32 protein-coding genes and 3 pseudogenes are annotated in these 22902 nt (G+C 30.0%); 1 reads left to right on the top strand and 34 read right to left on the bottom strand.

The window, feature by feature from the left end; all coding sequences use genetic code 11:
- Positions 1-354: 354 nt before the first annotated feature.
- The 5 genes and pseudogenes from bdr (QIA22_RS05770) to QIA22_RS05750 all read right to left on the bottom strand — a co-directional run bounded on the left by bdr (QIA22_RS05770) (position 355) and on the right by QIA22_RS05750 (position 3728).
- Positions 355-741: pseudogene (bdr, locus tag QIA22_RS05770) on the bottom strand (Bdr family repetitive protein).
- Positions 742-754: 13 nt separating this feature from the next.
- Positions 755-1297, bottom strand: a complete 543-nt coding sequence (locus QIA22_RS05765; RefSeq protein WP_367611773.1) for a chromosome replication/partitioning protein — start codon at positions 1295-1297, stop codon at positions 755-757.
- A 40-nt stretch (positions 1298-1337) separates the two neighbouring features.
- Entirely contained in the window at positions 1338-2078 is a 741-nt protein-coding gene (locus QIA22_RS05760; RefSeq protein ID WP_367611771.1) for a ParA family protein, read from the bottom strand.
- Positions 2054-2620, bottom strand: a complete 567-nt coding sequence (locus QIA22_RS05755; RefSeq protein ID WP_367611769.1) for a DUF226 domain-containing protein — start codon at positions 2618-2620, stop codon at positions 2054-2056. The genes QIA22_RS05760 and QIA22_RS05755 overlap by 25 nt, the downstream gene beginning before the upstream one ends.
- A gap of 10 nt (positions 2621-2630) precedes the next feature.
- Complete coding sequence (locus tag QIA22_RS05750; RefSeq protein WP_367611767.1) at positions 2631-3728, bottom strand: plasmid maintenance protein; 1098 nt, start codon at positions 3726-3728, stop codon at positions 2631-2633.
- Between the two features lie 384 nt (positions 3729-4112).
- Between QIA22_RS05750 and QIA22_RS05745 the strand changes: the two genes are divergently transcribed.
- Positions 4113-5132 (top strand): ERF family protein, encoded by a 1020-nt coding sequence (locus tag QIA22_RS05745; RefSeq protein WP_367611765.1) that lies wholly within the window; start codon positions 4113-4115, stop codon positions 5130-5132.
- Between the two features lie 36 nt (positions 5133-5168).
- Here the strand turns inward: QIA22_RS05745 and QIA22_RS05740 are convergent, their stop codons facing one another.
- From QIA22_RS05740 to QIA22_RS05600, 29 genes and pseudogenes are all read right to left on the bottom strand, one after another.
- Positions 5169-5621, bottom strand: a complete 453-nt coding sequence (locus QIA22_RS05740; protein ID WP_367611763.1) for an Mlp family lipoprotein — start codon at positions 5619-5621, stop codon at positions 5169-5171.
- A 105-nt stretch (positions 5622-5726) separates the two neighbouring features.
- Positions 5727-6335: a Bdr family repetitive protein gene (gene bdr, locus QIA22_RS05735; protein WP_367611761.1), complete on the bottom strand. Its 609-nt coding sequence runs from the start codon at positions 6333-6335 to the stop codon at positions 5727-5729.
- Positions 6336-6438: 103 nt separating this feature from the next.
- Positions 6439-6738 carry a BBA14 family lipoprotein gene (locus QIA22_RS05730; protein WP_418456890.1) on the bottom strand — a complete coding sequence of 100 codons (300 nt, stop codon included), beginning with the start codon at positions 6736-6738 and terminating at the stop codon, positions 6439-6441.
- Positions 6671-6975 (bottom strand): annotated as a pseudogene (locus QIA22_RS05725) (BlyB family putative holin accessory protein). The gene QIA22_RS05730 and the pseudogene QIA22_RS05725 overlap by 68 nt, the downstream one beginning before the upstream one ends.
- Positions 6965-7312: a BlyB family putative holin accessory protein gene (locus QIA22_RS05720; protein ID WP_367611755.1), complete on the bottom strand. Its 348-nt coding sequence runs from the start codon at positions 7310-7312 to the stop codon at positions 6965-6967. The pseudogene QIA22_RS05725 and the gene QIA22_RS05720 overlap by 11 nt, the downstream one beginning before the upstream one ends.
- 3 nt (positions 7313-7315) lie before the next feature.
- On the bottom strand, positions 7316-7519 hold the full coding sequence (gene blyA / locus QIA22_RS05715) for a holin BlyA (protein ID WP_367611753.1): 204 nt from the start codon (positions 7517-7519) through the stop codon (positions 7316-7318).
- A 76-nt stretch (positions 7520-7595) separates the two neighbouring features.
- Complete coding sequence (locus QIA22_RS05710; protein ID WP_367611823.1) at positions 7596-8408, bottom strand: DUF685 domain-containing protein; 813 nt, start codon at positions 8406-8408, stop codon at positions 7596-7598.
- Between the two features lie 9 nt (positions 8409-8417).
- Positions 8418-9023: a DUF735 family protein gene (locus QIA22_RS05705; RefSeq protein WP_367611821.1), complete on the bottom strand. Its 606-nt coding sequence runs from the start codon at positions 9021-9023 to the stop codon at positions 8418-8420.
- Between the two features lie 5 nt (positions 9024-9028).
- Positions 9029-9907, bottom strand: coding sequence for a DUF276 domain-containing protein (locus QIA22_RS05700; RefSeq protein WP_367611819.1), 879 nt, complete (start codon positions 9905-9907; stop codon positions 9029-9031).
- Positions 9904-10236, bottom strand: a complete 333-nt coding sequence (locus QIA22_RS05695; protein ID WP_010883875.1) for a DUF2634 domain-containing protein — start codon at positions 10234-10236, stop codon at positions 9904-9906. Before QIA22_RS05695 ends, QIA22_RS05700 begins: the two co-directional genes overlap by 4 nt.
- 29 nt (positions 10237-10265) lie before the next feature.
- On the bottom strand, positions 10266-10826 hold the full coding sequence (locus QIA22_RS05690; protein WP_367611817.1) for a DUF777 family protein: 561 nt from the start codon (positions 10824-10826) through the stop codon (positions 10266-10268).
- A gap of 17 nt (positions 10827-10843) precedes the next feature.
- A complete protein-coding gene (locus QIA22_RS05685; protein WP_367611815.1) occupies positions 10844-11794 on the bottom strand; it encodes a DUF693 family protein in 951 nt (316 codons plus the stop codon).
- Between the two features lie 3 nt (positions 11795-11797).
- Positions 11798-12481, bottom strand: coding sequence for a DUF792 family protein (locus QIA22_RS05680; RefSeq protein WP_367611813.1), 684 nt, complete (start codon positions 12479-12481; stop codon positions 11798-11800).
- A 21-nt stretch (positions 12482-12502) separates the two neighbouring features.
- Positions 12503-13789 (bottom strand): DUF759 family protein, encoded by a 1287-nt coding sequence (locus QIA22_RS05675; protein WP_367611811.1) that lies wholly within the window; start codon positions 13787-13789, stop codon positions 12503-12505.
- A gap of 7 nt (positions 13790-13796) precedes the next feature.
- Entirely contained in the window at positions 13797-14033 is a 237-nt protein-coding gene (locus QIA22_RS05670; protein WP_367611809.1) for a DUF1322 family protein, read from the bottom strand.
- Positions 14030-14485: a DUF1473 family protein gene (locus QIA22_RS05665; protein ID WP_367611807.1), complete on the bottom strand. Its 456-nt coding sequence runs from the start codon at positions 14483-14485 to the stop codon at positions 14030-14032. Before QIA22_RS05665 ends, QIA22_RS05670 begins: the two co-directional genes overlap by 4 nt.
- Before the next feature lie 15 nt (positions 14486-14500).
- Positions 14501-14929: a DUF1463 domain-containing protein gene (locus QIA22_RS05660; RefSeq protein ID WP_010256310.1), complete on the bottom strand. Its 429-nt coding sequence runs from the start codon at positions 14927-14929 to the stop codon at positions 14501-14503.
- Between the two features lie 13 nt (positions 14930-14942).
- On the bottom strand, positions 14943-16055 hold the full coding sequence (locus tag QIA22_RS05655) for a DUF787 family protein (RefSeq protein ID WP_367611805.1): 1113 nt from the start codon (positions 16053-16055) through the stop codon (positions 14943-14945).
- The gene (locus QIA22_RS05650) at positions 16036-16605 is read right to left on the bottom strand and encodes a DUF764 family protein (protein WP_367611803.1); all 570 of its coding nucleotides are present in this window, start codon (positions 16603-16605) and stop codon (positions 16036-16038) included. The genes QIA22_RS05655 and QIA22_RS05650 overlap by 20 nt, the downstream gene beginning before the upstream one ends.
- Positions 16602-16991: a hypothetical protein gene (locus QIA22_RS05645; RefSeq protein WP_367611801.1), complete on the bottom strand. Its 390-nt coding sequence runs from the start codon at positions 16989-16991 to the stop codon at positions 16602-16604. Before QIA22_RS05645 ends, QIA22_RS05650 begins: the two co-directional genes overlap by 4 nt.
- Positions 16979-17362 (bottom strand): DUF1506 family protein, encoded by a 384-nt coding sequence (locus QIA22_RS05640; protein ID WP_367611799.1) that lies wholly within the window; start codon positions 17360-17362, stop codon positions 16979-16981. The genes QIA22_RS05645 and QIA22_RS05640 overlap by 13 nt, the downstream gene beginning before the upstream one ends.
- Positions 17362-17817 (bottom strand): DUF3890 domain-containing protein, encoded by a 456-nt coding sequence (locus tag QIA22_RS05635; protein ID WP_367611797.1) that lies wholly within the window; start codon positions 17815-17817, stop codon positions 17362-17364. The genes QIA22_RS05640 and QIA22_RS05635 overlap by 1 nt, the downstream gene beginning before the upstream one ends.
- Positions 17818-17836: 19 nt before the next feature.
- Positions 17837-18796 carry a hypothetical protein gene (locus QIA22_RS05630; protein ID WP_367611795.1) on the bottom strand — a complete coding sequence of 320 codons (960 nt, stop codon included), beginning with the start codon at positions 18794-18796 and terminating at the stop codon, positions 17837-17839.
- A 21-nt stretch (positions 18797-18817) separates the two neighbouring features.
- The gene (locus QIA22_RS05625) at positions 18818-19390 is read right to left on the bottom strand and encodes a DUF228 domain-containing protein (RefSeq protein ID WP_367611793.1); all 573 of its coding nucleotides are present in this window, start codon (positions 19388-19390) and stop codon (positions 18818-18820) included.
- A gap of 29 nt (positions 19391-19419) precedes the next feature.
- Entirely contained in the window at positions 19420-20184 is a 765-nt protein-coding gene (locus tag QIA22_RS05620; protein WP_367611791.1) for a DUF228 domain-containing protein, read from the bottom strand.
- Positions 20185-20191: 7 nt separating this feature from the next.
- On the bottom strand, positions 20192-20749 hold the full coding sequence (locus QIA22_RS05615) for a DUF228 domain-containing protein (RefSeq protein ID WP_367611789.1): 558 nt from the start codon (positions 20747-20749) through the stop codon (positions 20192-20194).
- 11 nt (positions 20750-20760) lie between these two features.
- Positions 20761-21453, bottom strand: coding sequence for a DUF1357 domain-containing protein (locus QIA22_RS05610; protein ID WP_367611787.1), 693 nt, complete (start codon positions 21451-21453; stop codon positions 20761-20763).
- A gap of 16 nt (positions 21454-21469) precedes the next feature.
- A complete protein-coding gene (locus tag QIA22_RS05605) occupies positions 21470-22693 on the bottom strand; it encodes a phage portal protein (RefSeq protein WP_367611785.1) in 1224 nt (407 codons plus the stop codon).
- 51 nt (positions 22694-22744) lie between these two features.
- Positions 22745-22855: pseudogene (locus QIA22_RS05600) on the bottom strand (BlyB family putative holin accessory protein); the annotation flags it as partial.
- Between the last annotated feature and the right edge of the window lie 47 nt (positions 22856-22902).

The raw sequence follows: 22902 nt of genomic DNA, 5'->3' as shown, positions 1-22902 counted from the left end.
TTTTTACTCCTTCAATTTTGATTATTAATCATTATATAGCAAAAACTATTTTTGCCAACTTTTTTACAAAAAATTTTACAAAAAAATAGGGCTTATCTAACTTCTCTATTTCTACTAAAGAAATTAGTTAAGCCCGTGCTGAAAATTTTTTTGCAAATTAACATATAGGTAGTTCAAATACATGGAAATGTTTTAACAACTACGCTGTTTGTAGTGTAGCTCAATTTAAAATTAAAATCAATTTGTATTTGTTAAAATAAAAGAACCTATTTAAATTATCTTGTTAAAAAATTCAAATAAGTTCTACTTTAGAGCTATATACTAACTTATTACTTTATAAAATTTTAATCATTCTTAATTTAAAGAATACTTATTGAATATAGAATAGATAATTGGAGCAAGCGTCATTCCCATTATCAGAATTACTTGTATTGTTCTATTACTTGCATTAAGTTCGTTTTTTACACTATCTATTTTGGTATTTAAACTTTTTTCTACATTATCTATTTTAGTATTTACACTATCTATTTTAATATAAACACCATCTATATCTTTTTGAAAATTCTTTTCTGCATTAATTATTTATTGCTCTAAAGAATTCATTTTTTCTTTTAGAACTTCAAAGTTGTAATTGTCATTCTGAAGTAAAACAAAATCTATTGTCTCTTCACTAAACCCTTTATTTAAAAATTCTAACCTTATATTTTCTATTTTAATAGCATTATGGGCCAAATTTCTCATAAAATCCCCTTTATTATCCTTTTAATTCTTTATATTTTTTTAAAAGTTTATTAAGAAAATCCTTTTGATTTTCAAGAAGTTCTTCCAAAATAAACGCTGTGAATTTAGAATGGTTTTTATAGAAATCATAACTTTCTTGTTTTTTAAGTTGAAATCTTAGGGGTTTTATCGGATTTTGTTTTGACTTTTTTATTGTTTTGCTCTCTTTATTTCTTAATATAATTAACGTTTCTAGTATACCATTTTTTATTAGAAATTCTTCTTGTATAATCCCATCTTCTATTGCATTAGCAATTTTTAAGTAATTATAAACCTGTGCTCTTGCAAGTCTATAATCTTTAGAAAAAGCTTCAAAACTTTTATACCCATCAAACCTATAATAATGATTGTCTTTAATTTCTTTTAAAATTTTTAAAGTTTCTAACTTACAATAGATTTCTTTTTTAGAATTAATTTTTAATTTTTCTTTTAAAGAATTATAATGATTTAATACACTATCAGTAACGATATAATTTTCATTATCACTTAAATCTCTTTTATTAACCTTAATATCCAATTTAAACTCCTTTTATATTAAACTGTCTAATTATTAGACTTTATATTTTTTTAAAAAAAATTTCTAAAATATTTTCATACTCTTTTATATAATCTTTATTTAAATCAAAATTATTATTTTCTGCTATTCGTCTATTTAAGTCTTCTCTTTCAGATATTATTCCTAAAAATCTATCCTTTGTTTTTAACATTTCAAATAATTTTTTATGCGTTCTATTTTTTTTAAATCTTGTTATTATTAAAAATATAGGTAAAAATAAATTTAATTTTCTTACAAAGAAATTAAATAAATCTAAACTTTCCACTGCCCACTTTTCAGCCGTCATTGGAATTATTACATAATCACTACATAAAAGTGCATTTTTTAACGTAACATCTAAACTGGGATTTGTATCAATTACTATATAGTCATACTTATAATACAAAGTTCCTAGGCTGGTTTTTAACAAAAAATCTTTATGTTCAATTTTATCTTCACTAAAATTATGTAGCGTAAGATAGCTAGGTATAAGATCAAAATTATTATCTACATTTATAATGGTGCTATCGATATCTACATTTTCTTTTAAAATCTCATAAATATTAAATTTAGTAAAATTAACGCCTAATTTTTCTATTTTTTCGTAAAAATAACTAGTGATGGATGCTTGAGTATCCATATCAATTAAAAGAATTTTATTCTTTTTTGATAATAAAGTCGCCAAAATTATTGCACTTGTGCTTTTGCCAACACCACCCTTGATTGACGCAATTGTTATTATTTTAGGTTTTTTATTATCCATTTTATTAACGGTCCTTGCTCTGGGTATTTTTTCTCATAAAATTTATATACTTGTTGTTCTAAATCTGTAAACATACTAAATAGAACTTTGTTGTAGTGATTATTTGTTCTTTTTTTATCCAGTAAACGATATAATCCCTTGAAATAGCAAAAAACACTCCCGGCTTTAAATCTAAATTCCATATAATATGCCCTTGCTAATGCATATGCCTTTCTAGTTCCATTTATTTGATACTTTATTAAAGGTTTTTTAATTGGTTTTCTATAGCCATAAAAAATGCCAATGAACTTATCTCCTTCTTTAATTGGATACAAGTGAGTTTCTTCAACAATTCTTTCTCCATTAAATAGGGCCCTCAATGACAATCTAAATTCATGTTTTTTCTCGCAAACTCCAAATTTATAAATATCCATCATTATTTTGGTATGGTACATTGCTTTACCATTTTCTTTTTCAATCAAAATAAAGCGTTCTTTATTTTGACATTCAACTTTACATTTGCCTTTTTTTATAGTTTCAATAGGTTCTGGTGCATTTTCCATATTTAAATCCTCATACGACCTTTATGTTAAATTCTTCTACAGTTAAAGAATTTTTTTGATTTTTTATAATTTCTAATAATTCAAGATAATATGTACCAAATACTTTATTGTATTCTATTTTCTTTTGGTTATTCAAATATTCTTTTATAATGGGCTTTAGAACTTCAATATTTATTTCTTTTTTTAGTCGTTCAATAAGGATATTGAAAATGTTTGCCTTTAAATTTTGATAATTTTGCTGAGAATTTTCTTTTTTTCTTTCAATTGACTTTTCCAATTTGCGTTTTATGTTGTTTAAATCGCTATATTTATGATTTTCAATAATAAAATGGGGCTTGAATTTATAAATTTCGTATACTTTTTGCAAATTTATTTCTAATTGTTTGGGATTGTACCCGTTTTCTTCGAATTCTTTCCTAGTGTTGTATAGAATTTCTTTTAATTTTTTTTGTTTTTCTTCCATGTAAGATTTTTTTATATTGAATTTTTTTATTAGGGCAATTTCATTTTGTTTTAAGATATTCATTGCTTCAATCTTCGTATCTTTATCAGTACTTAAATCCAAAATAGAAAGAGCTTCTTCCGTTTTAAAGTTACAATTATTGAAATAATTTCTTAGTTGATATTTTTCTATTTGGTTAATCTTTCTTTCTTCTTTTATATTATTTTTATTACTTAAACACCCCATTGAATTTACACTACCATTTTTAGAAATATTATCTTTAAAATGGGCATTAACTCTAGATTTAAATCTAGAGTTTTTTCGCTCTTTAAAGTACTTGTTGATTTTCTGGTAACATTCTTTTTTAGGATACTTTAGCTTATAGTAAATTTCAGTCCCACAATTTACACCCATATGTTGGTAGTAGTTAGTTGTAACTTTTAATACTTTTTCTAATTTGTAAAGATAATTTTGCATTGTTCTTAAAGTAGTGGGAGCCAGGTCATTTCTTTTTAGATTTTCATTAAAGTAGTAGAGTATGTTTTGTTGTGTGTATTTTTTATTTTTTTTGTTTAGAAAATCTAGTGTTGAAGTAAGAGATATTAATTTGTATTGGTGTTTGTTGTGGCAAGTTGGCCCTTTTTTGGTGGTTAAAAAACCTTTCATTTTTTACTCCTTCAATTTTGATTATTAATAATTACTATTATAATGCAAGATTTTGATTTAAAAGTAAATGCTTTTCAAGAAAAAATATAAAATTTTAATTATTAATTTTGTTAAATTAATACGCTTTTTGTAATTTAGTAAAAATACAAATTGATTTTAATTCTAAATTGGGCTACACTACAAACAGTGTAGGAAAATATTTTCGTGTTTTTACCTACCTTTAATTTTGATAGTTTGCAAAAATGACGATATGGGCTTAACTAAGTTCTTTAGAAAGAGAATTTAGCTAAGCCCGCACTTTTTATAAAAAATTTTTGTAAAGAAGTTGGCAAAAATAGTTTTTGCTATATAATGATTAATAATCAAAATTGAAGGAGTAAAAATATGACAAACATGTCAAACAATAATAATCAAGAAATACAAAATAATATTCAAGCAAAAATAAGCTTCAGAAAAGATATGAAAATCCTAAAAATGAATTTACCAGGGATTGACAAAAGTCTTAAAGGATATGGATATAAATATCAGAATTTCAATGAAATAGTAGAAGAAATTGAAAACGTTATTGATAAGCACAATTTGGAGCTTGATTTTGAGCAATATCCAATATCTAAATTTATAGATGGTCAAAAGGAGCATGTTATTAGGACCACATTTTACAGTACAAGCACTGGATATGAATTTTCTTTTGATACACCAATGCTTACAGAAAACTTACAATGGAACAATGAAAGCGGGTCTAAAAATATTGTAAATACAGTACCACAACTGGTTGGCTCAGCTATTACTTATTTCAAAAGGTATGCTTTAGTTGCATGTCTTCATATAAAAAGTGAAGTGGATACTGATGCAGCACCTATTTACAATAATTATGAAAACGCAAATTCTATGCCTAACAAACAAGCTAGTGTTAATCAAAAGCAAGAACAAAAAAGGGAACAAAAACAAGAGATTAATCAAATTCAAAAAAATAACACTATTCAAAACCAGAAAAGAGATATTAAGCAAGAACAAAAAAAAGATAGGCTTTATTATTACAGTATTTTTAAAGAGGCATTGTCTAATATAAAAGATTGGGTAAATAGCCCTACAACAAAAGATAATATAAACTTAATTATTCAAAAAATAAGCTTTATCCAGAATATAGCCCCCAATAATTTTGATGATATCAAGAAAATTGAAGCTGATTTAATCTCGTATTTTGAGAAAAATAGTGATTTTAAGAGAGTAAACTATTGGGCGGAGATTATAAAAGAATATTTCAAGAAAAACAATAGATTAAAGGATTTGCAAGATTTTGAAAAGTTTGTGTCGTTTAAGAGGACTGCTTATGGTCCTAGTCCATTAATATTCTTTAGTATCTTAAAAGAATACGAACGGTTTGATGAGATATTTGCAGCATAGCAATATTAAAGCCCCCTATTTGGGGGCTGCTAGATATTAGGAACCACCATTGTTGCAGTTACTAACCGCATTGTTTGCTCCAAAGCCATCTATACCCCCATTAAGGGCACCTTGAACTACTTGTTTAAAAGTATTTTTCTGATCATCTACATTTTCTTTCCCATTGCATTTATCAAGTTCACTTTTTATATGATCAAGTGCTGTTTTTATTTTGTCTTCATCATATCCTAAAAATTTATCAAATTCTCCGTCTTTAGTTAGAGCAGTTTTTAACCAGTCAAGGTGTGTTTTTTGATCATTAGAGAGCTTTTCTCTAAGTAGTTCTTCTTTAGATTTAGGTTTTTCTTGTGTTATTTCTTTTTGGGTTAAATCACGCTTTCTCCGGCTTTTTGTTTGTTGGGCATTGTTTTTTAAAGTGTCATTATCATTAGAATTACAGCCGTTTAGCATTAGTAAAAATAAACAAAATAATATGTTGATGATTTTCATTGTTACTCCTTTTTTTATTATTAATATTCACTTAACTAAGTATTAATACTAAATATTGGATAAACAATTATTATTTGAATTGATATGTTTTAAGTGAGGTAGTAGCTATTTAGAAATGAAAGCAAATATTAGCCCCGCTATCATTGTGATAGACATTGCTCCCATAATTCCCAATACCCATTTAAGCATTTCTGAAAGAGACATTAAATTCTTTTCCACATTGTCTATTTTGATATTCAAACCATCTATTTTTAAATTTAAATTCTTTTCCACATTGTCTATTTTGGCATTTAAATTCTTCTCTACAGTATCTATCTTAGTATTAAGTTCATTTTTAACACTATCAATCTTAGTATCTAAATTAGATATGTCTTTTTGCAAATTCTTTTCTACAGTATCTATTTTGGCATTTAAATTCTTCTCTACAGTATCTATTTTGGCATTTAAATTCTTCTCTACATTATCAATCTTAGTATCTAAATTAGATATATCTTTTTGCAAATTTTTTTCTACGTAAGAAATTTCAGAAACAAGATTATCAAATTTTATATCAAATTGTTTTTCTAAATTTTCTAAATCTCTATATGTTAGCTCATTGTGATAATATCTTTTAGATAAATCTTGTGCTATTAATTGTTCCATACCCAGTCTAATAAATTCTCTATATATTTGTTCTTGACTAATACCGCTAACGCTTGTTGACAATGTTTCCATAATATTTTCCCTTAAACTATATTATACACTATTTTAGATTGATTGGCTTTAGAGATTTTTATATGTAAAGGAGAATTTCTTGCAAGAAAAACCTTTTTGTAATTTACATTTTTAATTGGGAATATTTATTATATACTTTTTCCGCTATTGGTTTTGTTTTTTTAATGTACTCTAAATATATGTTTATATTATGTCTTACCGCAGGTATAGAGTGTTCGTCTTTTAATGTTGATAAGTCTGGATAAGGATATTCTGGATAATTTGGATCATTAACTTTAACCTTTGTTTTAGCTAAAAATGTTACAAGGTACATAACATACTCTGAAAGTTGTGTTTCATATTTGGCTAAATATTTTAGTGTTTGAATAATTGGAGGTTTTGGCTCTTCTGGTAGGTTGGCAATAGTAGTACAACACTATTATCTCAATATTGTATTTTAAAATGTCTTGTATTTCTTCAATATTTTCATTGACGCAGCTGTTTCCATAGATTTTAGTGTGCTTATATATGTTTTGTAGAAAAAGTCTATTACTTTACTAAAAGTATTGATGTAATTATGATCTATGTTTGTATCAGTTTTAGCTATATTAGTTAAGCTGGATAGTAAATTAAGCCCCAAACCAATAGTGTTATTTTGCATTATTTGGTCTTTCCTTATAGATAGGGGTTCCTTCCCGATTGAATTTCAGATCATTAGATATTTTGAGATTTTTTTCATTAGAATTAACTAAATCAATGCATTGATTGATTTTTTCATTTAATGGAGCGAGTGCTTTATTTATTGTTGGGGTTAATGCACTCTCAAGTCTTTCCATATTTGCTGTATAGATTAATTTATAATGAGAATACAGCTCATAAAGCAAAAAGAATCCTTTATGTGCAATTTCATCAAATTCATCTTCAAATTTAGAAAATATATCAATAAGGGTTGATAAAGACGTAAGTCCAAGCTCAACATTATCTTTAGATAATTTCATAAGTTAATCTCTTTTTTTAATGTGATTTTTGCCATTCCCATTGCCATTCTTAAAAAGCTTGCCTATTACAATAGTCAAAATGTCTTTTAATAAAGGCTTAAGAAGAATTAACACTCCTAAAACCAGTACTGTTACAAAAATCATTACGGCTATAAGTTTAATTTCATTTAAATTGATAAGAAGTTCGGTTATTTTAATACTATCCATTTTTTAATCCTTCATTTTAATTTTTTTAGTTTTATATGTATATTATATATCAAAACCATAATTTTTGCTAAAAATTTTATAATTTGCAAAAATATGGGACCGGATTTCCTGATATGTGGACTCTTTTTTGTATATACCATCCTTTGTACATAGGAACTCGAATAGATACTGAAGAGGAGCCCTGATGTAGATAAACTAGGTTTTTTTGACTTTCATCGGAATACCGTACATGTAATGATTTCCTCCCATTGCTCTGGTGTTTTATGTCAATATCAATATCAAGGTAAACTGGATCATCGTCACTACTTTTATTACAATAAAGAGTTACATCGCCGTAATCGTCCATATTAATAATCGTTCTTTTACCCTTGTATTCATGCGGATAGAAGGCAGTACCTGAAGTTTTATTGCCGATAGGAAGATACTCAGATGGTAAGCCAAGCAGTTGTTTAGGAACGGGTGTTTTTTGAATAGTGCCGAAAAGACGAAGTGTTAAAAGATAGTCATCTTTAGATAGAGTGGTAGATGATATGCCACTTTCAAGGGAAGATCTTATTTTTCCATAAAGATTTGAAAGTTTACTAGATTCATTCTCAATTAGCTTGTCAACGATTAAATCGTAAATGCTTTTTATAAAATCTTTATCAGCTACAAGTTCAGTAGCGATTGTAGACTTAATTATCTCTTTAAAATAGCCTAGCTCTTCGCCTTTAAATGTTTGGTGATTAACGGTTTTTAAGAAGTTTTTAAAGGTGATAGCATTGCTGCTTGCAGCTCCATCATCAAGCAGTAAAAGATCAGTATTGTTAACGGTCGTAACCTTATTTAAATCTTTTATTTGAACTATTTCTTCTTCATCAATCAGTAATTTTTCTTGATCATCAGCCATAAAACCTCCTTAGTTGTTAAAAGTTATAATATTGTTACCATCTGTATTATTAATTTTGAGAACTCTACCAATAGGAATAATTCTCTTAATAAAAGCATAAATTGAATGATCATATCCTTTAGGAAGTGAGTTAAATACTAAAGCTTTTTTCGATGCAGCATATCCCGGTTTCTTTTCTCTAAGTAATATCTTTTTAAGACGTTTCCCTTTTTTAGTGCTAGGCGAAATAAAGGTAGTAAAGTTTGTTTTTATTACCCCTTTTAAAGAGATATCAATAACCCCAGCTTCAGGAGTAGTAACTTCAATGTCCACATTTAAAAAGGTCTTGAAAATCAGTCTAAATGACTCATCAGTACCAATATGCCGTAAAGCAAAAATAACGCTATTAATATTGCTTGTAATACTTTGTAAAGTTTGAGTTTTTGCATAAAAGATAGATAAAACTTGAGATATCCATATTGCAATATATCTTGATTTTATATTTTCTATTGCATTAATGGATATGAAGTTGGAATTAAGAGTCTTAAGCTCATTAAGTAGTGCTTGTGCATATTCTGTTTCTGTACGTATAAATTTATGAATCTCAGTGCCATTAAATAAATTAGATATTTTCATATTTGTTAACTATCCATATCAATAAGCAATCGATCTGTAGTATTGAAAAGTAGCATTGTATCATCAGTAATAGAAATATCTTGATTTTTTTTAAAATCGCTATCAGTAATTTTTGCAATACTCTCAGTGTCTGCATCTTTAATACAAGCACTTATTTCCATAAACTTAATTCCTTTAACTTCATTAACTGGAGCAAAAAAGTCTTGATATTCAAAGCTAATTCCCATATCAGAATAGTTATTTGAAATAATCCTAGAATATATATCTCTAATTTGAGAATCTATGTTTAAGTAGAGGTAGTTTTTAAGGTCAAGTTTATACTTTACTTTCATGTAAACATATTTTCTTTTTCCTAGTGATATTTTGTAGGATTTGCGTTGACCAGTTGAATTGAGGCCATCAATTTCTATGTCTCCCTCAAGTAAAGTACCACTAGGGGTTGTTAGATATAATGTTTCCCAAAGTTTTGCTTTAAATTCAGGACTGTTAATATTAGATTTACTATTATCTAGTAAAGTTTCCTTTAGAATTAGATATATATTGGCTTTACCAGCTGCACTTTTAATATTAGTGTACTCAATCCCATCAAGATTAAGTAAAGCATTGCGAACCGCACTGTAAGTTGTGCTTTTAGAAGAAATGTGTTCTTCAATAGCAGCCCAATAAGTGCCACCCGGTTTCATTTTAGAAAAAAAGAGATTAAGCTCATTAATTATTTCTTCTTCAATTAATGCTAAAGAAGACGCAATAATGTTATAAATTGAGCTTTGGTTATCATCAATATTAATCCCATAATTTACACGCAAATATTCTCTTTTCGATCTTACAATATCCTTAATTGTACGTTTTAAAATGCCAAAATCAGAATCAAAAACTATGCTCATAAATTAAACTCCATATTCAAAACATCGCCTGAGAAAAAAAAGGATATGTGTGCTTTATTGTCTTGTATAGTAGTTGAGATGTTTATTAAATCTAGGTTAAGTTCTTTAGATATTTCGTGAAAATAATTTTTTACAGCGTGAAGATTGTTAATTTTTAACAGTTTTAAAAGCAAGAAATAGTCCAGTCCCCAATGAGGAGCATAGCTTAAACTACCCCTTAAGGTTTTTAAAAATATCAAAAATCTTTGTTTTTGTTCTTCAATTCCATCAACAAGTGATAAATCGTTATTAAATACCAATTCAAAATTATTGCCTAATCTTAAATCCATACTATTAATTATACCATAATTAGCAAAAATTACTTAAACAAACTATTAATATCAGAATTAATTTTAGCAGTTGTCGGGATTAAGGTGATCTGGTCTATTGTGGGGGCTTTGGTGTTTGGATCTATTACGATTTTCAACCCCTCAATAGCACTCACAATATTTTTGAGAATTGTTTTTAAGCTAGTTGTTTGGTTAGCTATTTCAATGTTATTGTTTGCTTTAATTTTAACAGTATCAGAGATTAGATTTAAAGTCTTTGGGCTAATTGCACTAAGTATATAAAAATGATGTTTGTCAAAGTGGATATCGTTATTTTTATCAAAAATATTAACGCTTGATTGAAGTAGTAAAACGTTATCACCTTTTGATAGTTCTAAACTGATATTAGAGATATTTTTTGTGTGAATTTCTAAATCTTCAAATTCGGGTATTGTAACAATAGCTTCTTGAGTTTGTTGTTTAAACTCCTTTACAGTACCAATTTTAATTATGAAAATGTTTGAATAAATCCAATTTTTAACGTCTTCTTGAGCCAATGCCTGGCCATAAAGGCGTTGATTCATTCTGTAAATTTCATAGTCTTCATTCATTCTAATTCTAGCCCCCTTTATTTTTTACGTTTTGTATTAGAATCATCTTCTAACTTTAATATTAATGAACACTCTCCTGTATTGCTAAGCCTTGCACTTGTTTCTTTTATAGTGGTTTTTATCATTTTCCCTAGTCCATCAATAAATGAGACTTTATCTCCAACATTTAACTTATGTGTGAAAAATGTTTTTGCGTTCCAAAATATAAGATTTTTTTTGAGTGTTGTGCCCAAAGTAATTTCTTGTTGTGGTATGAATTCAAGCCCATAGTCTTCTAATGCCTCGTAGTGGACATTTTCCCCCTTTTTTAGATAATTAGTAAATATCAGATAGCATTCATATCCCCGTAAACCAGTCCCAATATCGGCTATTACGTTATGAACATATGTTCCTTTTATTTTGTCAATAAACTCTTTTGGTGTTGTGGCATAAATATCTTTGTCAATGATTTTAAGACTATCTTTTTCGTCCATATTAAGGATATTGCGATTGGGAAATACGGATTCTATTGCTTCTTGTACCGTCTTGCCTTTAAAGTTTTTGCCCTCTTTGCCTGCCAATTTGCGATTGAAGAAGTTGCTTTTAGTTAATAACCGAACATCAAGGTCTACACTAAAATCTCCACCGGGATAATCAGTGCTCATAGGGGGGCCTAAAGTTCCCGCCATTATGAAATCAAAATTTTTTTCATGAGCAAATTTCTTATAATATATTTTTACTATATCTCCAAATTTAATGTCGTCGGTGAAGTCTAAGGGAAGATTCCAAAGTACAACTTTTGCTTGTTTGGAACTTATAGTATGAATATTTGAATACACATTGGATATGGAAATATCAATATGAATTCCATCTTGTGTATTGATGATAATTTTAGGAATTTCTTCGGCAAAAGGAATTCCATCAGATGATTTTTTTGATGTATCTACATTGTAGAACTCAATTTTAAAATCATATTGTAGTAACAGCATTTTTTATCCTTTATATTTTTCCAATGCAAATGTTTTTACTATTTCTATTGATAAACTAACTTCGACTTCATCAATGAAAGGAGTGTCCTTAAACGAAAGACTTGTAATTACAGCCAATTCTTTTAGGCCAAAAGTTGGACTGTAGATACTAAAAGGAACTTGAGCTTGTATTCTATTTGCTAGTTGTTCTTTTGCAAGATGCACATCAAAACGTAGCATGGTATTGCCAAAAACAGTCATTTTAAGTAAAGAAAGCATATCCTTATATAAGGATGTTAGTATTCCACCGTTTAATGATATATGTTCACCAGTCATTACTGGATTGTAGCTTACATATTCCGCTTTTCTATCATAATAATTGATGACCGGTCTTTTAGAATAACTAGTATTGAAAGTGCGTGTTATGAGTTCGGTTTTTGGTTTTACAAAAAACAATTGGGGAACATATCCAAACCCTTTTAAATCCATTCTTGGGAATAACACTAAAAAATTATCTGCTCCGAAAAGAGCAAATATTTGGGTTATTACATCTCTTATTATTCGAGTAATCTCCCTGAATTCTTTCTTTTCAATATCCTTGATTTTTTCTTCAAATTTTTTCTTTTCAAGATTATTATTGATAATATTTTCATTTTTAATATTAATTTTGTTAATTGCCTTGTTAGTAATTTTTCTGTTAATTTTCATAAGAATTCTCTTTTATCAAAATTATGGTGTGTTGTTAGCATTATCCTCAGGATTAGATCCAGAAGGTCCACCAGCATTGTTTTTGGGAGGGGGAGGGGGATCCAGGTCAGGATCAGCAAACCACCGTGGCGCGGCATTGTGTAACATTTTTCTAAATCCTTTAAGTATGGGATCAATAATGTGTGTTTTAAAAGTAAAGTCTTTAAAGTATGCAGTAATTTTCTTAATGAGATCAAGCAATGGTTCCAAAACAGTAGTGGTCATATTTGAAAGAGTTTGCTCAGCTTCGGCCAAATTACTTTGAATACTCTCAGCACTATTGGCTTTTCCTGTAAGGCCAAAAGATTTAAAATCCTTGAACATTTCCATCATCTTGGTAATTCTAGACTCTAGATCTACTTCAGCCCCGCTTTGCCAGGCCATTTTGGCATCTTCTATGTATTTGTAGCCAACCTTTGAGTTTTTTAGTAGCTCAAAAAGCTCACTTCCATCACCCCCAAGGACACTCTTAACAGCCTTTACTGCATCTTCGCTACTCATAGCACCACTGGATTTAAGCATGGCTGCAAATTCTACTGCGTTTTTCAAATTAGTTGAATTTAACATATCTAAATCCCTTAAAGTACCCTTAAAGACACTTGCTTGATTTAAGAACTCTTCTTTTTCTAAATCGCGCTCAAAACCTTTCATTCCGTCAAGAATTCCCTTAGTCTTCTTGTCTTTATTTCCCACAATCATATCTCGTTCGTTATCTGTAAAAAATGCACTATTGAGAAGTTGTGTTCTTTTAGTTTTTGTGTCTTCTTCAACCGCTTTTTTAGCAAACCCCAAAAGGCCGCCCCCAACTTTACTCATGGCATTGCCAATGACATTTCCAAGAGCGCTGCCTATTGCAATTTTGGCAACAAGTCCTTTTCCTTGAGAGGTCGCTAGCATCTTGCTTTTTGCCTTTGATTCTTTTGCAAGCTCTTTATATTCAAGACGCCTTTTGTCTTTATCAGACATTAAAGATCTTCTGAAAGCCTCTTTTCTAGCTTTCTCAAACCCCATTCCCTGTTTTATAAGTTTTTTAGTTTGTGTAAGTCTGTATTTTTCAACACGTTCTCTTAAGCTTTCAAATTTAGATTGTCTGCTAAGTTCTTTTTTCTTGTCCGACAAATTATTTTTTACAATATCTTTAGTGCTTCCCAAACTGGAGTTTCTGGGTTTAAGATATTTTTCCATTTTAGAAATATCTTGTTCAATGGCCTTTTTTGTTGCAGCATGATCAAGAATCCCTTTAAATTTAATGGTGAATTTGTCGCTCACTAAGCCCTCACTTGCTTAAAATTAATTCATACAATTCTTTTTCTAATTTAATCTCAGCAAGTCTATTGACCTCTAAAAGCTCGTCATAAGGCAATTTCTTTACCGAGTCGTATGAGCAAATATTCATAATTACTGGAAAATAATATTTGTCGTTCTTAATCTCGTCAAGCAAGTTAAAATATTTTTTTCTAGTCTCATTAAGACTTGCAATAGCTTTATCAATATCTCTATCTCTTTTGCTCATTTAGCAACCAGCTCATTAGAATTTGATGTACTTGATGAAAGCGAAGTGGCTACTTTTTCATAATCAAAATTTTCATTTATATAGTCAAAAGTAACAAAATCACCAACATTATTTTCATACTCACTTAGATATACCAAAGCGGGGGTTTTTAGATCATTGTCTAAATGAAAAGTATTAAATTGTGCGGTGTAAATTATTGCAACAAGATAGTCTTTATAATAAGAAATAAATTCTCTATTTTGATCCAAAATCAAATAGAATTCGTCTAAAAATTTTGGACTTATCATTAAGTTTGTAATTTCTCTTAAATATTTAACCTCATTAAGCTTTAAAACAGCGTCACTTTGATTAAATCCGAGTACTCTATCCCATTCATAGACCGGAAGTACTCTCAGTGGATATTCATAGGTTTTATTTTTAGTTAAAATTTTCATTTTATATCTCATTATCACAATAAGACTCTCCTTTTAAGTGTTGTTTGGTTTAGTTTTTTGGCAATTAATAGCCCTAATTTCAAAAGATACTTTTTCGGCCTCAGCAGAATAACTTCTTGAAGGCTCTTCAGTAAAAATTGCATAGTTAGAAATAATTTTGGTAGCAATTCTATCATTGAATGCTAAATCAAGCATTTTATCCTCTTTTCTCACATCCATGTTGTAAAACTGTTCATCAGAAAGTTCAGTTAACAAAATGTAGTCATGACTACCTAATGTCACTTCAATGTTAAAAACATAAGTTATCGTTTTGGGATCTCTTAAGCTTATTACAGGCATACCTTTATCTTCACTACTAATTACTGCTCTTGTTGTAGGTTCGCTTGTAAGCTCTAGTTTGCCACTATGTAGCTGTGTACCACCAATTGAAAAATAAACTTCTCTTAAATCATAAAATTGCATTTTAGCCCCCCTTTTAAGCACTTAAGCTGTTTTGATAATCAACTATATCTTGAGTAGTGATTACTAAAGCAACAGCATTAATGCTAAAGTTATAAGTAATATTCACACTAAGTTCTAATTTAAGTTGTGGTGTAGGAGAAAGGGTAAGGTTTAAGTTTTTATACTCTATAATCAATCCCCTGTCGACAAACCTTTTAAGAAGACATTCAATTGCTGAAGTATATGCATTGTCTCTAGCACCACTAAGTTGTAGTGCAGATAGTTTGCTGTTTTGTCTATTGTTTTTATTCCAAATTCTGATAAGCTCAATAATCGCTTCATTTTTTATATAATAATAAGTGAAAAGCTCGTCTATTGAACTTCCAGCAAGATCAACGCCCTCTTTAAAGGCAGGCATACCATCAAGACCAGTTTCATTAAGAAGAGAATAAAAGTTGATTTTTGCAGTTCGCAACTTTCCAATTACAGTATCATCAACAAGTGGTGTAGCAGCCAGCGGCATGCCATAAGGATTTACAGCATGAAAAATACTAGCCTGATGTAAATATTGACTTATAAATTTGAGGTGTAAATTGTCTTTATTATTACTGTAAACAGCAATATTTCTTTCTTTTTCAGTATTGCCTTTATCTTTAAATAGTTCTTTTATTTCTTGTTCTTTAGTTGAGAATACAAAAAAAGTTGAAGGCATTTTGAACTTAGCATAGTCATCTTTGTAAATTTTAAGCCCATCATCTGACGCATCGCCTTCAGTGTTAATAAGTACAACAAAAGAATGCCTATGTATTTTAAGATAATTTTTTAGCTCTTCAGGCTTATCCTTATAAATGAAAAGATCGGCTGATTTTAATGACTCTTCGCTTGAATTGAAAAAATTTGACAGTGCAGTTTTTAGTAGTGTTTTTTCTTTTCCAAACTGATCTTGTCCATTTCCATTATCTTTTTCCAAAGCTTCAATTTGTTTTTCATAATTATTAACGGTTAAATTCAATATTTTATAGCTAGCAGCATCTTTGTTAACTTTGATTTTAGCTGTTTTGTAAACCAAGAGTGGATTGTAATAATTAGGCCTACTAGCTTGGATCCTAGAGTCAATAAAACTTACACTAATTGTATCTTGCGGCAATTTTGTATTCCTCCTTTAAAATTTCAATTGCTTTTACACTAGCATTGAATGCTATAGATGCACTGTATGCATGGTTGCTATATTTTGTGCCTAAATTAATAAGCCCAACTGTTTGCATATTAGATATTGGATAAATATAAAGGTTGATTTGGCTAATATATTCGGGTTGAGATTGACTTTCTAAAGTATACTTATGGGCTTTATTATGTAGAAAGTCACTAAGCATACTATAAAGTATCAACATACGCGAATTAGCGTCAAAATCTTGAGCGTTTAACACTATTGCAATAATATATACTTGAAAATTTACACTAAATTCCAAAGCATTTTCATAAAATGCACCGGCTCTAGAATTATGATCAAATAGATTTTCTGTGCCATCAAATTTCAATGCTATTATATTTGAGCTAGCAGCTGTGATTTTTGAAAGATATGGATGATTGTAGGTATTTATGATATCGCACTCAAAATTATTTTCAGTTGCATACGCCTTAAACCCTTTAAATATTTGGGTTAAATGATTTAATACCATATTTAAAGTGAAAATCATTCAACTGTTACCTTATAAGTAATCTCTGATAACATTTTGGCTGTATCAACAAGTGGAATTGCTGCAGTGTTACTACCCCTTTTAAACTTGCTTTTGATTGTATTGGCCTTTAAGGCTGGAGTGACTTGTGCTGATAGTAGATAATTTTCATAGTACCTGACAAAAGCTTGTCCAATAGCCTCCATTCCCGATTTAGGGTCAAGATTAAACTTAGAATTTATATAGCTATTATTGATATATTCTCTAAACTCAGAGCTACTAGCAATTTTGGTTAAATGTTTTCTTGCTGGTAAATTGCTACTCCCTTTTTCATGCATTTTAGCAATACCCGCACGACCACCAAACCACCCAATTTCTAATTCCATTTTAAATTCTAGCTTGTCCATATAAATTCCTTTAAAACCAAAGTAAAATATCCAATTGAAGAGTCAATACTAAATATTTCAAAGTAAACTAAATCTGCAATTGATATTCGGTCTTTAAGCTCATAGTTAAGGTCTTGATATGTGTAAAGTTTAGAATACCCTTGAATATCAGACATATCAGAGTCATAAAGCATTGCAAGTTCTTGTGGCCGTATGTCAATAATAACTCCTGCGAATTCAGTGTACTTATTTTTATCAAATACTCTCTGATAAGAAGAGTCATTTTCAAGCTTTACAATAGTGCCTTTATAAAACTTTAAGGGTTGCGGGTCCTTAAATACGTTGATCATGCGAAAGGACAGATCTGAAAGTCTTTTTCTAACACCATTCATTAGACAACCCCCACACAAGATGGCGTTGAAGTTTCTCTTTTTAGTTTTTCTAAAAATGCATCAAGTTGTGAACAAAAATTCTTATTTGATCCACAACCCCCCTCACCGCCTTCTTCGCCCCCACTACTACTAGGATAATAATCAAGTTCAAGTTCATTGAATTTTTCTTTTTTGATCCTATCAAATTCAAATTCTCGAACAACTCCCTGTTTTCTTAATTGACAACCCATGTGGTAGAAAGTAAGTAAAAATATTTGTTCATATGTAAGTGAACTGGCATCAATGCCGCGTGTTACTAGAATAGCTTGTAGTAAGGATAAATGAAGTAGAAAATTTTGCCTACTTAGTGCAAATTGGTCTATTCCTAATAGCAATAACACTTCTGAATGAAGTTTTGTCACTAAAAGTTCTTCTTCTCCCTCAGCTTGTGCTTGTAAGTTTTCTTGTTCACTCATTTTCACTTACCTTATACTTTTAACTTTGCTTTATGTTAACTTGCAAAATAGTTTTTCTAGTAGCAAGTAGACCGCCTAAAACAAAATCAATGTATGAATGAGCAATATCAGTTGAGTCTTTATCAACTTGTTCATTCGGTGTGGGTAGCATATACTTGCTAGGCTTAAATTTAATAAGCTCAGAATTTAGTGGATAAATGAGTATTTTATGTTTTAGCAAGTTTGAAGTTTCAATATAAACATCTTCTCTATTATTAATAGCCTTAATAGTCTGAATTAAAACATCTTCCCATTTTTCACAGCTACTTGCTGCACCCTGTCCTGCTGCGTATGGTTTTACGAGTTTAAGTGAAGTTGCTGGGTCAACTATTACCATCATAGGAGTGGAAAATTCATCTCCTAATTCTAACTTTGAAAGTCCCGCCTCAATCTTTTCAAAGATTTTATCCATTTTATCTTTATCACCACTAGCAACTTCTTCTTTTATCTGCTCAGGCATATTAAGTAGTCCATACATATTAGGAAGTAGGCGTTTTTGATTTTTTCCATCTTTTTGAATCGAAACGGTACCCGTTAGTACAAAGTGATTTATAAGTTTAATAATTTCACTACTTGCAAGTTTATAAGCTTGAGCAAAGGGCAGTAAATTATTATTAATGTCCCCAATATATGAGTCCGAAGTATAAAATTTCTCAGACGTCTGCTTTAAATGTCTGAATTTGTATTGTAATTTTAAATAATTAAGTCTTACCACTTCAGAACTAAAACCAATAGTTGAGATAGTATTAACCTCATTGGCAATTGTTGTAGGATTAGCATTTAAAAACGCGTCCCATTTTACCGTTTTTTGATATCCCATTTGTAGATCAACATCTTCAATTTGATCAGGTGAAAACCATTTATACATAATAGGATCTTTAACTTCTCCTATGATATTTGCCACAGCTTTTGCATAATAATTTTCATCAAATAATTCCATATTAAATCCTCCCAAATTTTATTAATTTCTACTTATAGCTTTATTTCCAAATACCGCTACTTTTACCAAATAAACTTCATTGCTAATTTGTTTCGCATCAGTCAATGCTATTGCATTAATAGTTGCTTTATTTGGCGCTCCAGTAACCTTTTCAAGGACACCGTCTTTATTAAAAGCAAGCTTGTCTTTTGCTTTAACTGTAGAATCTTTTGCTACTAAATAGCCCTCAAAATTATTGGTAATGGGGACAATAGTAGCTGTTTTACTAAATTCATCTATATCAATGCATATTCCATATAAGTCTTCACCACCTCCAGCCTCAACATGTGGCTCATAGTGAATTTGATTTTCTTGTACCTCTTGAATAACCCTTTTTACTCCACGCTTGTATGGATACCCAGAAAATGGATGATTTTCTAATTTGTCAAACTTACTAGTTCTAGTGCCTCCAGAAGCAAAAAATTGCACGTTTTTGTCTCTAAATTCAATAGAATTGTTAAGCAAACTAGCATCATGTTGTGGATTTTTCATGAACTTTTCAAGTTTACTTCTCTTTTCTTGATACTCTTTTACTAATTGCGTTGTATCTCCCATTTATTTACCTCCTTTTATTCGCCCAAGGCTTAACCACCGTCAGGATTTACTATTTTCTCAAGGCTTCTATTGCCAAAAATTGCAACTTTTATCAAACTAATAGAATACTCTTGCTTAGGATATCTAGCTTGATCTTGATTTCCATCTTCAGGTGCGAAATTGATTGTAAATGAATCAGATAAGGCATAGGCATTAATTACGGTTGGCGGCCCACCACCAGCCTTGATAATAACCCCATTGTTATTTATATCCAATATTTCTCCTATTTTTATGCTCGGATTTCTTGTAACAAGGTACCCCTCAAAGTTATTCGTAATTGGCAATACATACGCAGTGCAACTAAACTCACATACATCTACACATATCCCATACATATCAGTATCAGCGCCAACTTCCACATATATAGAGTTCTCTTTTGGAACAAGCTTAACGCCACGCTTGTATGGAAAACTATTTGCTGGGTCGTAATGGTATTCCTCTATTTTGTCTGAATAACTTGAACATGCAAATGTATAAACATTAGCTCGCTCATTTTTAGATTTAAAACAACTGCTTGAACTGCTAAAAACCTTATTTTCAATCGAACTCATCGATTTTACATGTTTTTTGAATTTCAAAAGGACATCATCAAGTTCGTTAATTGCATCCAAATAGGGATCTTTTGCTTGCACATCTTCAGCTTGTCTTGCTTGCCGTTTAGCCCTAGGAGCAGCAGGAGCTTTTACCTCTAAATCTAACTGCGGGTTATCAACAGCGTCAAGATTTTCAACTTGCCCGTTACCTTTTAAATCCATAATTTAATTACCCTTTAATAGCTCTATTCCCAAATACACTAGCAAGCACTATAAATAAATCTTCTGTCAATTTATGTGCTTTTGAAAGCGCTATCGCATTAACAGCCTTTTGAGCCCCCGTGGTTTTTTCAAGTTCCCCATGTTGGTTAAAATTTAATTTATCTCCTGGATTTACACCATTTTGTCCTTCTTTCTTAAGCGTTAAATACCCAGTAAAGTTATTTGTAATTGGAATTACAGTTGCCATACCGCTAAACTCATCTATATCGGAACACACTCCATATAAATCGTCTCCACCTCCAGCCTCAACTTCTAGTTCTGTTGTTCCATCGCCAAAACTAAGCTTAACTCCACGCTTGTACGGATATCCTTTAGCAGGATAATTTTCTATTTTGTCTTTACTGCTAGTGCACACTCCATCAGAATTTGAAAAAATTAGGTTTTTGTCTCTAAAATCAATAGAATTGCTAAGCAGCCCCGCGTCTTGTTGGGGATTTTTCATTAATGCTTTAATTTCTGCAACTTTTTTATTAAACTCTTCTTTAATTTTTGTAATATCACTCATTAAAAACTCCTTTAAGCAATACTTGTTCTTTTATGTCTTTTTAGATTTTCATAAAATTGAATTCGTCTTTGCTTGTAAGTATTACTTATCGCTTGTACAAATTCTGTAAAATTAATTGGAACAAAATTAGAATCAAGCAAACTTGCTCTCTCTTCTGATTTGGCAACAATATTGCCCTTAATAGAGTCAACAGAAGAAGAATTGCTACTCGCATTTTTTCTTAATTTAATATTCACTTTTGCTAAAGAAACAAGTTGTTCTAATATCTCCCCATCGATATGACCAATATCTGACGCTTTAGCAATAGCTTTAATTTGCTCAATTGGAACAAACTTGCGAACAAGTTCTCTGCGTTGTGCTTGCATAATGTCTTTTAGTGTGTATCCTTTTGCAAGTAACACTTCCTTATTGAAATGGTTGCTAAGATGCGCTTTTGCAAGTGTATCAATTTCATTAATTCGCTCAGCCTCTAGTAATAATTGCTTTTCAATGCGCTCCCGCTCTTCAACTTCTGCAAGTTCTTTTGTTATTCGCTCATTTATACTTAAATCTCGACTTGTCTCTTTGGATTTACTATTTGCTTGTTCTTTAAAGCGCATGTACTCTTCAAATTCCTGCGCACTTATAACTTTAGTATCAGCCTTAATTTGCTGTTCTTCTTTATCTTGTGCTTGCAAGTCTTCTTTTTCTTCTTTCTCAGTCACTTTTTAACTCCTTTTCTCAAAATGAGAATAATTTCTCTTTTAACATCGCTAGCTCCTCATTATTAAAGGAACTACTCTGTATAAGCTGGTTATATTTACTGTAAAGCTCAATTAGCTTTATATCTCTTTCTACTTTTTGTTCTTCACTTAACATAATCAGCGAATTAAATTTCATATCAAGCCCGAAATACTTTGTAAGTTTTAAGTTACAAGAGGTCTCAACCTGTTCTTGTACGCCTTTTAAAAAATCGTAATAATTACTCCTATCACCTTTACCATCATTTCCTAGTCCTTTAGCCTGCTCATTAAAACTCCTAGTTAAGGGTTCTTTAGTATCAGCCCCAATTTTCGCCTTAATTAACGCTAACGCCTCCTTTAAGTAACTAAGGTCGTATTTAATAACCTCTAAACTAGCACTAGGAGTAGCCGTATAAAACATTCCCTCATTATTTAGATTGCTCTTAAGCCTAGCAAGCTCCTGTGCTAATGAGTTATTAAGATTTCTTAAATTAGAAATATCTTTACTATGATTGTTTGAATTTTGTTTTCTCAAAAAAGAAGATAAAATGCCACTTCCCCTATCATTATTGCTCTGAGTAAGTGCACTTAAAGAAGTTGTTGCGCTAGAGAGTGCGTCTTGTAATTGTACTAAAGATTCATCTTTGTAAAACAAGAAATTGTGGTTTTCAATACGTCTTTCTATTTCAACGTATATCTTTTCAAATAAATAAATATCTAATAAAAAACTTTCTGTATAACAAGGAACATATCTTTTTAAGATATAATCAAAGTTTTCATATATGATAAGTCGACTTTTATGTATCTTAACTGCGTCTATAGAATTGTTCTTATTGTTGGATTTTACTTTATAGGTTATATGATCAAAATCAACTCCCAAATCTCTTACATATTCATAATCAAGGTATTCAAAACCAATAGGTAATTCTATATTAACGGGTTGTTCGAGATCTATTAGGGTATCTTTGGTTTTTACTAAAACATAGCCAATCCCATGAAAACGGTAGCTTATAATACAATTAAGCAGAGCATTCTTAAGCTGTACCTTTAATCTAGCAAGTTCAACCTCGCTAACATTGTGGTCAGCGCTCTCAAGAACAAGTCCGTTCTTGAGACAATCTTCTGCTACATTTTCTATATAATTTCTAAAAAATATTGAATATTTATATAGTTCTAGTGAACTTATCTTATCTATTAATTTTGTTTTTCTTAAATCACACACCGTTTTACTTCTCTTTACAATAGTAAAGCAATTAGTAGACAATACAATTTCTTAAGCATTTTCACTCCTTTTAAGCATTTTGATATATTCTTTCATAATTTTGTTGCGTGTTGCTTTAAGTGAAGTGATAATTTTTTTATTTTTGTCAGCAGAGATAGCCTTTAAATTAGATGTATGATAGCAAAAACTAATATTTTTGTCAATAAAAT

The organism is Borreliella kurtenbachii (assembly GCF_030437945.2).
In the GTDB taxonomy this organism is placed as follows: domain Bacteria; phylum Spirochaetota; class Spirochaetia; order Borreliales; family Borreliaceae; genus Borreliella; species Borreliella carolinensis.
Note: the sequence above shows the minus strand (reverse complement) of the source record. Positions and strands in the feature narration are given on the sequence as shown.